The 12,858-nt window shown below is 54.2% G+C and carries 13 protein-coding genes; 8 read left to right on the top strand and 5 right to left on the bottom strand.

Annotated features, from left to right (window positions below):
• Positions 1-108 precede the first annotated feature (108 nt).
• Positions 109-1,473 carry an ATP-dependent RNA helicase RhlE gene (gene rhlE, locus MUA00_RS05555; protein ID WP_271122163.1) on the bottom strand — a complete coding sequence of 455 codons (1,365 nt, stop codon included), beginning with the start codon at positions 1,471-1,473 and terminating at the stop codon, positions 109-111.
• A 249-nt stretch (positions 1,474-1,722) separates the two neighbouring features.
• Between rhlE and cecR the strand changes: the two genes are divergently transcribed.
• The 5 genes from cecR to MUA00_RS05530 are packed head-to-tail and all read left to right on the top strand — an operon-like array spanning position 1,723 to position 7,392.
• Positions 1,723-2,406 carry a transcriptional regulator CecR gene (cecR, locus tag MUA00_RS05550; protein ID WP_271122164.1) on the top strand — a complete coding sequence of 228 codons (684 nt, stop codon included), beginning with the start codon at positions 1,723-1,725 and terminating at the stop codon, positions 2,404-2,406.
• Position 2,407: 1 nt separating this feature from the next.
• On the top strand, positions 2,408-3,415 hold the full coding sequence (hlyD, locus tag MUA00_RS05545) for a secretion protein HlyD (protein ID WP_271122165.1): 1,008 nt from the start codon (positions 2,408-2,410) through the stop codon (positions 3,413-3,415).
• Positions 3,402-5,150 (top strand): ATP-binding cassette domain-containing protein, encoded by a 1,749-nt coding sequence (locus MUA00_RS05540; protein WP_271122166.1) that lies wholly within the window; start codon positions 3,402-3,404, stop codon positions 5,148-5,150. The genes hlyD and MUA00_RS05540 overlap by 14 nt, the downstream gene beginning before the upstream one ends.
• Complete coding sequence (locus MUA00_RS05535) at positions 5,137-6,276, top strand: ABC transporter permease (protein ID WP_271122167.1); 1,140 nt, start codon at positions 5,137-5,139, stop codon at positions 6,274-6,276. The genes MUA00_RS05540 and MUA00_RS05535 overlap by 14 nt, the downstream gene beginning before the upstream one ends.
• Positions 6,277-6,285: 9 nt before the next feature.
• Complete coding sequence (locus MUA00_RS05530) at positions 6,286-7,392, top strand: ABC transporter permease (protein WP_271122168.1); 1,107 nt, start codon at positions 6,286-6,288, stop codon at positions 7,390-7,392.
• Here the strand turns inward: MUA00_RS05530 and MUA00_RS05525 are convergent.
• Positions 7,354-7,761, bottom strand: a complete 408-nt coding sequence (locus MUA00_RS05525) for a YbhQ family protein (protein WP_271122169.1) — start codon at positions 7,759-7,761, stop codon at positions 7,354-7,356. The two genes, MUA00_RS05530 and MUA00_RS05525, sit on opposite strands and share 39 nt — an antisense overlap.
• Positions 7,762-7,894: 133 nt before the next feature.
• On the opposite strand from MUA00_RS05525, the gene MUA00_RS05520 reads away from it, so the two are divergent.
• The 3 genes from MUA00_RS05520 to MUA00_RS05510 are packed head-to-tail and all read left to right on the top strand — an operon-like array spanning position 7,895 to position 10,862.
• On the top strand, positions 7,895-8,656 hold the full coding sequence (locus MUA00_RS05520; protein WP_271122170.1) for an endonuclease/exonuclease/phosphatase family protein: 762 nt from the start codon (positions 7,895-7,897) through the stop codon (positions 8,654-8,656).
• Positions 8,653-9,897 carry a cardiolipin synthase ClsB gene (clsB, locus tag MUA00_RS05515; RefSeq protein ID WP_271122171.1) on the top strand — a complete coding sequence of 415 codons (1,245 nt, stop codon included), beginning with the start codon at positions 8,653-8,655 and terminating at the stop codon, positions 9,895-9,897. Before MUA00_RS05520 ends, clsB begins: the two co-directional genes overlap by 4 nt.
• On the top strand, positions 9,897-10,862 hold the full coding sequence (locus MUA00_RS05510; protein ID WP_271122172.1) for a lysylphosphatidylglycerol synthase domain-containing protein: 966 nt from the start codon (positions 9,897-9,899) through the stop codon (positions 10,860-10,862). Before clsB ends, MUA00_RS05510 begins: the two co-directional genes overlap by 1 nt.
• A 99-nt stretch (positions 10,863-10,961) precedes the next feature.
• On the opposite strand, the gene MUA00_RS05505 is transcribed toward MUA00_RS05510, so the two are convergent.
• From MUA00_RS05505 to MUA00_RS05495, 3 genes are all read right to left on the bottom strand, one after another.
• Positions 10,962-11,168: a hypothetical protein gene (locus MUA00_RS05505; RefSeq protein WP_271122173.1), complete on the bottom strand. Its 207-nt coding sequence runs from the start codon at positions 11,166-11,168 to the stop codon at positions 10,962-10,964.
• A complete protein-coding gene (locus tag MUA00_RS05500; protein WP_271122174.1) occupies positions 11,165-11,857 on the bottom strand; it encodes a hypothetical protein in 693 nt (230 codons plus the stop codon). Before MUA00_RS05500 ends, MUA00_RS05505 begins: the two co-directional genes overlap by 4 nt.
• Positions 11,858-12,086: 229 nt before the next feature.
• Complete coding sequence (locus tag MUA00_RS05495) at positions 12,087-12,797, bottom strand: Bax inhibitor-1/YccA family protein (protein WP_271122175.1); 711 nt, start codon at positions 12,795-12,797, stop codon at positions 12,087-12,089.
• Positions 12,798-12,858: the final 61 nt, after the last annotated feature.

The raw sequence follows: 12,858 nt of genomic DNA, 5'->3' as shown, positions 1-12,858 counted from the left end.
CGGTAAAAAAAGAGGCGCTATGTTAGTGCGTAGGGCGGATAAGCGCCAGCGCCATCCACCGAAAAATTGGCGGGTGGCGCGTTGCTTACCCGCCCTACTTATAGCTAATTAGTTAGATGCGGCAGGCTTGCGAGACGGGCGACGACGGCCGTTCGCCCCGGCGGGTTTAGCTGCGCCATCGCCCTGAGGACGGGACTGACGACGCGGCACGCTGTTGCGATCGGACGGCGCGCTGCCGCCGTTGCCGCCACGACGTTGTCCCTGACCCTGGCCGCCGCGACCACCGCCGCGCTGCTGCTGGCGACCGTTCACGATAGGCTCGGCAGGGATCGACGGATCGACTTCGTAGCCAGGGATTGCCATACGCGGAACTTCGCGCTTCAGCAGACGTTCGATATCACGCAGCAGTTTGTGCTCATCAACGCAAACCAGCGACAGCGCTTCGCCCGTTGCAGCAGCACGGCCGGTACGGCCAATGCGGTGCACGTAATCTTCCGGCACGTTCGGCAGCTCGTAGTTCACCACGTGCGGCAATTCTTCGATGTCCAGACCGCGAGCCGCGATATCCGTTGCTACCAGCACGCGAATGCCGCCGTTTTTGAAGTCGGCCAGCGCACGGGTACGCGCGCCCTGGCTTTTGTTGCCGTGGATAGCCGCGGCGGTAATGCCGTCTTTACCCAACTGTTCAGCCAGATGGTTCGCGCCGTGTTTGGTGCGCGTAAAGACCAGCACCTGCTGCCAGTTGCCTTCGCCGATCATCTGCGACAGCAGCTCTCTTTTACGTTTCTTATCAACAAAGTGAACGTGCTGGGTCACCTGCTCAGAGGCCGTATTGCGACGCGCCACTGAGACTTCTTCAGGGTTATGCAGCAGCTTTTCAGCCAGGCCTTTAATGTCGTCGGAGAAGGTTGCCGAGAACAGCAGGTTCTGACGGCGGGCCGGCAGTTTTGCCAGCACGCGACGGATGTCGTGGATAAAGCCCATGTCCAGCATGCGGTCGGCTTCATCAAGCACCAGGATTTCGACCTGGTCGAGTTTTACGGCGTTCTGGTGTTCCAGATCTAACAGACGACCAGGCGTTGCCACCAGCACGTCCACGCCGCTGCGCAGTTTCATCATCTGCGGGTTAATGCTCACGCCGCCGAAAACCACCAGCGAGCGGATATCCAAATATTTACTGTAATCACGTACGTTTTCGCCAATCTGCGCAGCCAGCTCGCGGGTTGGCGTCAGGATCAGGGCGCGCACAGGACGGCGGCCTTTGGCATGCGGTTGCTTATCTACCAGACGTTGCAACAGCGGCAGGGTAAAACCTGCGGTTTTGCCGGTGCCGGTCTGGGCACTGGCCATCAGATCGCGGCCTGCTAATACTACCGGGATTGCCTGGCGCTGGATTGGGGTAGGCTCACGATAGCCCTGCTCTTCCACCGCACGCAGAATATCGGCATTCAGGCCGAGAGAATCAAAAGACATAGGTACTCCAGAATCGCCCTGACCGCGAGGCGCGGTGTAGTTTCCAGGGGTTCATATGACGCCAGTATCCTGGCGAGTAGAGGGGCACAAACCACGGTGCCATAAGGGGCGCATTGTAGCATCTTTTGTGATGCCCCGCACAAATTCTCTTTTTAACTCAGGTTTGCAGGATAATTATTCGTCTCTGGACGGCCTGCAGCTTAAGGCTTACTCTTAATCAATCGTTTGATTAACTTTATAAGAGACGATATGAACGCCACGCCGACGCCCGTCACCTTTCGTGGTGAACAGGCTAAAAATACCCTTATCAATGCCGCCATTGCCCAGTTCGGCGAATATGGCCTGCACGCCACCACGCGTGATATCGCTGCCCTTGCCGGGCAAAATATCGCGGCCATTACCTATTATTTCGGCTCCAAAGAAGAGCTGTATATGGCTTGTGCCGGGTGGATTGCGGATTTCATCAATCATAACTTTCAGCCGCACGTGCAAAGCGCCGAGGCGATTCTTAGCCAGCCGGAACCCGATAAAGCGCAAATCCGCGAGCTTATTCATACCGCCTGCAGCCATATGATTAGTCTGCTCACCGCCGATGAAACGCTGAATCTGAGCAAATTTATTTCACGCGAGCAGCTTTCGCCCACGCCTGCCTATCAGCTTATTCACGATCGGGTGATTGCGCCGATGCACGCTCATCTTACAAGCCTTGTGGGCCGCTATACCGGGCGCGACCCGTTTGATAAAGAAACCATTTTGCATACTCACGCGCTGCTTGGGCAGGTGCTTGCCTTCCGGCTGGGGCGCGAGACGATTTTATTACGCACCGGCTGGACGACCTTCGACAAGGCAAGCGTGCAACAAATCAGCGGCGTGGTGCTAAGCCATATCGATTTCATTCTGCAAGGATTATCCATTGAGCGAGGGAGAACGTGAGATGAAAAATAAAAAGCCCATAGCTGTCGTGCTGGTGCTTATTGCGCTGCTGGCCGCCGGTACTGGCGGCTGGATGTGGTATCAGAGCGGCCGGGAAAAGCCGCTGACGCTGTACGGCAATGTGGATATTCGCACCGTCAATTTAAGCTTCCGCGTCGGCGGGCGCCTTGCCGCACTGGAAGTGGATGAAGGCGACGCCATTAAAGCCGGTGAAACGCTGGGCATACTGGACAAAGGCCCCTATCAAAACGCTTTGCAGCAAGCGGAAGCCAACGTGGCGGCCGCGCAGGCGAAATTTGATCTGGTAATTGCAGGTTATCGCGATGAAGAGATAGCCCAGGCCGCAGCTCAGGTTAATCAGGCGCAGGCCGCTTACGATTATGCGCAGAACTTTTATCAGCGCCAGCAGGGCTTATGGGCCAGACGCGTAATTTCCGCAAACGATCTGGAAAACGCCCGCTCATCAAGCAACCAGGCCAAAGCCACGCTGAAAGCCGCCCGGGACAAGCTCAGCCAGTACCGCACCGGTAATCGCCCGCAGGAAATCGCTCAGGCGCAGGCCAGTCTGCAACAGGCCAAAGCACAGCTCGCTCAGGCCCAACTGGATTTACAGGACACCACGCTTATCGCTCCGTCCGACGGGACATTGCTGACCCGCGCCGTTGAGCCAGGCAGTATGCTGAACGCCGGAAGCACGGCGCTGACCCTTTCTTTGACCCGCCCGGTTTGGGTGCGAGCTTATGTGAATGAAGTCAGCCTCAATAAGGCACGGCCGGGCACCGAGGTGCAGATTTATACCGACGGACGCCCCGATAAACCCTGGCGCGGCAAAATTGGTTTTGTTTCCCCGACCGCCGAGTTCACGCCTAAAACCGTTGAAACGCCCGATCTGCGCACCGATTTAGTTTACCGCCTGCGTATTATCGTCACCGACGCGGACGACTCGCTGCGCCAGGGCATGCCGGTCACCGTCAAATTTAATGATGGAACCCAGCATGAACAGCAGTGAGGGCATCATCCACCTGCAGGGTCTGATGAAAAGCTTCCCGGAACTGAAAAAACCTGCGGTGGCGCGCCTGAACTGTGAAATTCATGCGGGCGAAGTCACCGGCCTGGTTGGGCCGGACGGCGCGGGTAAAACCACCTTAATGCGTATGCTGGCGGGCTTGCTTAAACCCACCGAGGGAAGTGCTGACGTCATCGGGCTCGATCCTGTTAAAGATGACCGCGCCCTGCACGCCGTTTTGGGATACATGCCGCAAAAATTCGGGCTGTATGAAGATTTAACGGTGATGGAAAATCTCACGCTGTACGCCGATCTGCGAGGCGTGACGGGCGAGGAGCGTGAAACAACGTTCAAGCGTCTGCTGGAGTTCACCTCTCTCGGGCCGTTTACTTCACGCCTTGCAGGCAAGCTTTCCGGCGGCATGAAGCAAAAACTCGGCCTCGCCTGTACGCTGGTCGGCCAGCCTAAAGTTCTGCTGCTTGATGAACCCGGCGTCGGCGTGGACCCGATTTCGCGCCGCGAGCTGTGGCAAATGGTGCATGAACTGGCAGGCGAAGGGATGCTGATTTTATGGAGCACCTCATACCTCGACGAAGCCGAGCAGTGCCGCGACGTACTGCTGATGAACGAGGGCGAGTTGCTGTATCACGGCGCACCGAAAGAGCTCACGCAAAAAATGGCCGGGCGTTCGCTGCTGGTCAGCCACGGCGAGGAAAACAACCGCAGGCTGCTGCAACGGGCGCTAAAACTGCCGCAGGTAAGCGACGGCGTGATTCAGGGGCGCTCGGTGCGGCTAATCCTCGCCAAAGAAGCCAGCATTGAAGAGCTGGCAAAGGCGTTGAAACTTTCCCCCGAGCATATCGCGCAGACCGAACCACGGTTTGAAGATGCGTTTATCGACCTGCTGGGCGGCGCCGGTGAGCAGGAATCGCCGCTCGGTGAAATTCTGCATACCGTAAAAGGTGAGCGCGATGAAACGGTGATTGAAGCCAGGCAGCTAACGAAAAAGTTTGGCGATTTTGCCGCCACCGACCATGTCGATTTTACCGTACAACGCGGGGAAATCTTCGGGTTGCTTGGGCCAAACGGCGCGGGGAAATCCACCACGTTTAAGATGATGTGCGGGCTGCTGGTGCCCACTTCCGGCAAAGCGCTGGTGCTGGATATGGATTTAAAAACCAGCTCCGGCAAGGCGCGTCAGCACCTCGGCTACATGGCGCAAAAATTTTCGCTCTACGGCAACCTGACGGTGGCGCAGAACCTGCGCTTTTTCTCCGGGGTGTACGGGCTGCGCGGCAAAGCGCAGGAGGAAAAAATCAGGCGCATGAGCGAGGCGTTTAACCTCCAGCCAATTTTTAACAGCCAGACGGACTCGCTGCCGCTCGGCTTTAAACAGCGCCTGGCGCTGGCCTGCTCATTGATGCACGAACCGGACATTCTTTTCCTCGACGAACCCACTTCAGGCGTAGACCCCATCACCCGCCGCGAATTCTGGCTGCACATCAACAGCATGGTTGAGAAAGGCGTGACGGTAATGGTTACCACGCACTTTATGGACGAGGCGGAATACTGCGACCGCATCGGGCTTGTGTACCGTGGAAAGCTTATCGCCAGCGGCACGCCGGACGATCTCAAACGGCAGGCGGCGGACGACGAGCAAGCCGACCCAACCATGGAGCAGGCGTTTATCACGCTGATACACGAGTGGGATAAGGAGCATGAAGATGAACAAGCATAATCAGATTGTCTCCTGGCGGCGCGTGCGCGCCCTGTGCGTGAAGGAAACGCGGCAGATTGTGCGCGACCCGAGCAGTTGGTTGATTGCGGTGGTGATTCCCCTGCTGCTGCTGTTTATTTTTGGTTACGGCATCAACCTGGACTCCAGCCGCCTGCACGTTGGCGTACTGCTGGAGCAGCAAAGCGAGGAAGCGCTGGATTTCGCCCATACCATCAGCGCCTCGCCCTATATCCAGCCCACCATCAGCGATAATCGTCATGAGCTGATTCAGCTTATGCAGGCGGGGAAAATTCGCGGCATGGTGGTTATTCCCACCGACTTTGCGCAGAACATGGCGCGAGCGGGGGCAACCGCGCCGATTCAGGTTATTACAGACGGCAGCGAACCGAATACCGCGAACTTTGTGCAGGGTTATATGGAAGGGATCTGGCAAATCTGGCAGCAGCAGCGCGCGGAGGATCGGGGAGAAAGCTTTGAACCGCCGATCGATGTGCAGTTGCGCTACTGGTTTAACCCCGCCGCCATCAGTCAGCATTTTATTATCCCCGGCGCGATAACCATCATTATGACGGTTATCGGCGCGATCCTGACTTCGCTTGTCGTCGCGCGTGAATGGGAGCGCGGCACGATGGAAGCGCTGCTTTCGACCCAGGTTACGCGCACCGAGCTATTGCTGTGCAAGCTGCTGCCCTATTACGTGCTGGGCATGCTGGCGATGCTGCTTTGCATGCTGGTGTCGGTATTTATTCTCGGCGTCCCGTATCGCGGTTCGCTCATACTTCTGTTTCTTATCACCAGCCTGTTTTTGCTCAGCACGCTCGGCATGGGCCTGCTGATTTCCACTATTACCCGTAACCAGTTTAACGCCGCCCAGGTGGCGCTGAACGCCGCGTTTCTGCCGTCGATTATGCTGTCGGGCTTTATCTTCCAGATTGACAGCATGCCCGCGATTATTCGCGCGGTGACCTACGTGATACCCGCACGCTACTTCGTCAGTACGCTGCAAAGCCTGTTTCTGGCGGGGAATATCGCCACCGTGCTGACAGTCAACGTGCTGTTTTTAATCGCTTCTGCGGTGATGTTTATCGGCCTGACGGCGCTGAAAACCAAACGCCGTCTTGATTAAGGGAAAGCTATGTTTCATCGACTATGGACATTGATTCGCAAAGAGCTGCAATCCCTGCTCAGAGAACCGCAAACCCGCGCCATTCTGATTCTGCCGGTGGTGCTGCAGGTAGTGCTGTTCCCGTTTGCCGCAACTCTTGAAGTCACCAACGCGACCATTGCGATTTATAACGAGGATAACGGCAGCCATTCCGTGGAGCTGACGCAGCGCTTTGCCCGCGCTAAAGCTTTTAATCACGTGCTGCTGTTGAAGAGTCCGCAGGAAATACAGCCGACCATCGACAACCAAAACGCGCTGTTGCTGATTCGCTTCCCGGCGGATTTCTCGCGCAATCTGGCGAGCGCTCAGCCAGCAAAACTGCAAATTATTCTGGATGGCCGCAACTCTAACAGCGCCCAGATTGCTGCCAACTATCTGCAGCAGATTGTGAAGAACTACCAGCAGGAGCTAATGACCGGGCAACCAAAGCCGAACAACAGCGAGCTGGTGGTGCGCAACTGGTATAACCCGAATCTGGACTATAAATGGTTCGTGGTGCCGTCGCTTATCGCCATGATAACGACCATCGGCGTGATGATTGTGACGTCGCTGTCGGTGGCTCGTGAGCGCGAACAGGGCACCCTTGACCAGCTTCTGGTCTCCCCCCTTGCCACCTGGCAGATTTTTGTCGGTAAAGCCGTACCTGCGCAAATCGTCGCTATCGGCCAGGCCACTATCGTGCTGGGCGTGGGCATCTGGGGCTATCAAATCCCCTTCTCCGGATCGGTGCTGCTGTTTTATTTCACGATGCTGATTTACGGGTTGTCTTTGGTCGGTTTCGGACTGCTTATTTCCGCGCTGTGTTCAACGCAGCAGCAGGCTTTTATCGGCGTGTTTGTCTTTATGATGCCGGCGATATTGCTTTCAGGGTACGTTTCGCCGGTGGAGAACATGCCGGTGTGGCTGCAGGATTTAACCTGGGTAAATCCTATCCGCCATTTCACCGACATCACGAAACAGATTTACCTGAAGGATGCGAGCTTTGACATTGTGTGGGGAAGCGTGTGGCCGCTGCTGGTGATAGCGGCCGTCACGATATCAGCGGCGTACTGGATGTTTCGCCGCAAAATTGCCTGATTTGTCTTTGGCAAGCAGGGAATACACGGCAGGTCCGGCAATCATCACCAGGCCTGCCGCAGCGATAAGCAAATTGCTTTCTACCACGCGAGACAGCAGCCACAGGGCAATCATCGCCGATCCGAAATACCAGGTGGTGGTTAGCTCTTCGAGGAAGTCGCCGATGTTGCGCAGTTTGCCGCTATGGAAGCGCTGTAAGGCGAACATCGCAATAACCGTTGCCACATAAAGCAAACACAGGCCTACGCCGACCGGGATAAGGGCCTTCGTTTTCCAGCCTGTCAGCAAGGCAACCACTACCATAAAATGCAGCATAATCTGCCAACAAGTCAGGCCGGTTGTCACCTGCACGCGCTGTTGCCACTTCATGTTTTCACTCCTGGCATATTTTTTCCTGTCTTTGAGAGTACGCCAGTGTACGGAAAATTCCGCAAGCCGCCCTCTTTTTGTGACAAAGACTACACTTTATTTTCATCAGGAAAACAAAAAGACCGGGAGCGGCATGGCACATCAGACTCCGCGCTTTACCTTTAAAGTGCTCACAATAAATACACACAAAGGCTTCACCACCTTTAACCGACGTTTTATTCTGCCGGAGCTTCGCGATGCGGTACGCACGGTAGCGGCAGATATTGTTTGTCTTCAGGAAGTGATGGGAGCGCACGAAGCCCACTCGGTGCGCTTCGAGAACTGGCCGGAAACCAGCCACTATGAATTTCTGGCTGATACCGTGTGGAACGATTTCGCCTACGGCCGCAACGCCGTTTATCCGGAGGGGCATCACGGCAATGCCGTGCTTTCCCGCTTCCCAATCACCCAGTTTGATAATCGCGATATCTCTGTCGATGGTCATGAAAAACGCGGCATGCTGCATTGTCAGATGACGGTGCCGGAGCAGGACATCCGCGTGCACGTGATTTGCGTTCACCTTGGGCTGCGTGAGGAGCACCGTCAGGAGCAGCTTAATATGCTGTGCGAGCTGGTTAATGATTTGCCCGAAGGCGATCCCGTGGTGGTGGCGGGCGATTTCAACGACTGGCGGCAAAAGGCAAATCGTCTGCTAAAAAATGAAGCCGGACTCGATGAAGTCTTTACCCGCGCCTATGGCCGCCCCGCCCGCACTTTCCCGGCGGGCTTGCCGCTGCTGCGGCTGGACAGGATTTACGTCAAGCATGCCCACATCAGCGCACCTTCGACCCTTAATTTGCGTCAATGGCGCCACCTGTCCGACCATGCCCCGCTCGCCGTGGAGATCCATATATGAAAAATAACTGGCGCGACGGCAACCGCATCGAACTGCTGGAAAACGGTGAGGAGTATTTTCCAGCGGTGTTCGACGCGATAAAAAATGCCAACAGCAAAGTAATCCTGGAAACGTTCATCTGGTTTGAAGATGAGGTGGGTAAACAGCTCCATAAAGTGATTCTTGATGCCGCCCGTCGCGGCGTCAGCGTTGAAGTCTTACTCGACGGCTACGGCTCGCCGGATTTAAGCGATAGCTTTGTCAGCGAACTGACCACCGCCGGCGTGATGTTCCGTTACTACGATCCTCGTCCGCTGGTTTTCGGTATGCGCACCAATGTGTTCCGCCGCATGCACCGCAAAATTGTGGTAGTCGATGGCGAAGTGGCTTTCGTGGGCGGGATTAACTATTCCGCCGAGCATATGACTGATTACGGTCCGCAAGCCAAGCAGGATTACGCCGTCAAAGTCGAAGGGCCGGTCGTTGAAGATATCTATCAGTATGTGATTTCCAGCCTGCCGGGGCACGAAGAGACCCGACGCTGGTGGGGCCGCCATCACAATCAGGCGCACGAAAACCTGAAGCCCGGCGAGGCGCAGACGCTGTTTGTCTGGCGTGATAATAACCAGCATCGCGACGATATCGAGCGTTATTATCTGAAAATGCTTAGCAATGCGAAGCAGGAAGTGATTATCGCCAACGCCTATTTCTTCCCCGGCTACCGGCTGCTTCATGCCATGCGCAGCGCGGCACGACGCGGTGTAAAGGTGAAACTGGTGGTTCAGGGCGAACCGGATATGCCGATTGTGAGAGTCGGCGCGCGCCTGCTTTATAACTATCTGGTGAAATCTGGCGTAGAGGTTTACGAATATACCCGTCGGCCGCTGCACGGCAAGGTCGCGATTATGGACGATCATTGGGCAACCGTAGGTTCCAGCAATCTCGATCCCCTTAGCCTGTCGCTGAACCTTGAAGCGAACCTGATTATTTATGACCAGAAGTTCAACAGCACCCTGCGCGAAAACTTAGATGGGCTTATCACCAACGACTGCCGGCAGGTAGACGAATCCATGCTGCCTAAACGCACCTGGTGGAATCTTGGTAAAAGCGTGCTGGCGTTCCACTTTTTACGTCATTTCCCGGCGCTGGTGGGCTGGCTGCCCGCGCATACGCCTCGATTGTCGCTTGTAAAGCCTCCCGTACAGCCGGAAATAGAAACGCAGGATCGGGTTGAAACGGGTAATCAGGGAGTGAAATTCTGATGTCACACGCGCATCCTAAATGGCGAAAAGCCAAAAAAATCCTCACCTGGCTGTTTTTTATCGCCGTTATTGTTCTGCTGGTGGTTTATGCCACCAAAGTTAACTGGGAAGAAGTCTGGAAGGTTATCAGCAACTACAACCGTCTGGTGCTGTTTAGCGCCGTCGGGCTGGTGATTTTAAGCTACCTGATTTACGGCTGTTACGATCTGCTGGCGCGTTCTTATTGCGGACACAAACTGGCGAAGCGACAGGTTATGCTGGTGTCGTTTATCTGCTACGCCTTTAACCTGACGCTCAGCACCTGGGTTGGCGGCATCGGCATGCGCTATCGCCTTTATTCGCGGCTGGGGCTGCCGGGCAGCACCATTACACGCATTTTTTCCCTGAGCATCTCTACCAACTGGCTTGGCTATATTCTGCTGGCCGGGGTGATTTTCACCATCGGCGTGGTGCAACTGCCGGAGCACTGGTACATCGATGAAGGCACCTTGCGCATTCTTGGCATTGTTCTGCTGCTTATTATCGCGGTGTATTTGTGGTTTTGCGCCTTTGCCAAACATCGCCACGCCACCATTCGCGGGCAGCGCCTGGTGCTGCCGTCGTTTAAATTCGCCCTCGCGCAGATGGCGATTTCCAGCGCTAACTGGATGGTAATGGGGGCGATTATCTGGCTGCTGCTGGGCCAGGAGGTGAACTATTTCTTTGTGCTGGGCGTGCTGCTGGTCAGCAGTATTGCCGGGGTTATCGTGCATATCCCCGCGGGGATCGGCGTGCTGGAGGCGGTGTTTATCGCTTTGCTCGCGGGCGAGCATGTCAGCCACGGCACAATTATCGCCGCCCTTCTTGCTTATCGACTGCTGTATTTTATCGCCCCGCTGCTGCTGGCGATTGTTTGCTATTTAGGTCTGGAGAGCCGGGCGAAAAAGCTGCGGGCGAAAAATGAGAAGACGGCGGAGATGAATTAATTTTTCCCCTGATTCTATCTGATACGGTTTTCACTCTGGTTAAAATAGCCAGAGTGAAAACAAAATTAATCATCCATATTACCTGATTTATTTAATAGTCTATTTATCTTGGTTTTTATTTTTCCACGTTAAGAATATATAAAGGCCAATGGCAAATAACAGATAACATACCGTACTTCCCCAGGCATATTCAGGCCAATAAGTTGCTGCCAACATGGCAAAAACGATCACCGTGGCAATCGTCAGGTATACTCCCACAATCTCCGTGACGAAATCCCGCCACCAGGTTAAAAATGTTTTTTTCATCGGGTGATCCTTAAAATATCTGAGACTATTTCTCTATCCGTTTTGAACACCCAGCCGAATAAATCAACCTGCCTGATTGTTGGCTCTATTAGAAAATAGAGCATTTCTAATTCTATTGCGTAAAGCGCCATATAATATGTATGGTTTTTATTTTTAAGCCTGGACACAGCGTTAGCTGCGGCTTGTGCATACCCATATACCCCTGTAAGAGCAACACCTAAATTTATCGTTTTTGTTAACGCACTATTAACAGAATTTCTTAACCCCAGACTTATACATACTGCGGAACTAATTGAGTAAGCAAAGGAACGATTAGATACTGTTGATGCAGTAAAATTTGCGCCCCCCTGAGCCAGCAGGCGGGTTATACTTCTTATCCTTTCATCAGAAAGATTGCGTACCAAATAGTTGATGAATAGCTCCACCATTTGCCAAATAACGTCCCATTGACCGATCAGTTTTGCCAGCGCTCTTGCAAAACGAATATCTTCTTCTTTTAACCGGGAGCAGACATCCAGATAATTATCAAAAAAACATGATGAGTACCATGTCAAACGAGTGAAACCTGACAATATTAACTCTGCCTGCCGAAGCACCTGCTGGCCAGTCTCACTGAAACCTTTTTCGAGTATTACCGCCAACTGCTTGTCTGCTTCCAGTTTTTTTATTATGAGCGAGTTGTAACTCATTTCCTGTCTCCTTCCATGAATGAACGGTCCACGATCCCACTGGTGCACAAAATAAATTCCAGGGATGCAGGCTGGCTGCATCTGAATATGTTTTTATTTGATCGATTTGTAAACAACGCAAAGAGAGGATCAATCTTAAAATTGCTGGCGGCGCAAGAAGGGACTTAACAGTAGGGAAACGGTCTTCATCCTGCGCCCGTTATGGGAGCAGGATGAAGACGAAATGAAATTAACGGCGATTACCGAAAATACGCAGCAGCATCAGGAACAGGTTGATAAAGTCGAGATACAGCGTCAGTGCGCCAAGGATGGAGTACTTACGCATGTTTTGCGTATCGCGCGCGTCAATCCGTTCGCCGATGTTTTTCAGCTTCTGCGTGTCGTAAGCCGTCAGACCAACAAACACAATCACGCCGATGTAAGTCACCGCCCACATCAACGCCGTGCTTTTCAGCCAGAGGTTCACAAGCGACGCCAGCACGATGCCGATCAGCGCCATAAACAGCATATTGCCGAAACCGCTCAGGTCACGTTTGGTAGTGTAGCCATACAGGCTCATGGCGCCGAACATGCCGCCCGCCACCACAAAGGTGCTGGCGATGGACGAATAGGTGTAAACGATAAAAATGCTGGAAAGCGTCAGGCCCGTCAGCGCCGAGTAGAGCATAAACAGCGTGGTCGCCATGCCTGCGCTCAGTCTTTGCACCAGGCCTGAGAGCACAAAAACCAGCGCCAGTTGGGCGATAATCAACCCAAAGAAGGTGATTTTGCTGGAGAAGACAAACTCCATTACCGCCGGCGTGTTCGCGGCATACCAGGCAACAAACGCGGTCAGTAACAGCCCGCAGGTCATCCAGCCATAAACCTGCGCCATATATGCCTGCAGGCCGGTACGCGCCTGCTGAACGATTGTGTCATTGGAGCGGGGGAATCGATCCATGATGCTACCTCTGTTAATTGCGTTAACCCAATTTCAGGCTTAAAAGCCTACCATGCTTAAG

It is taken from the genome of Dryocola boscaweniae (genome assembly GCF_025215095.1).
GTDB classification, from domain to species: domain Bacteria; phylum Pseudomonadota; class Gammaproteobacteria; order Enterobacterales; family Enterobacteriaceae; genus Dryocola; species Dryocola boscaweniae.
Note: the sequence above shows the minus strand (reverse complement) of the source record. Positions and strands in the feature narration are given on the sequence as shown.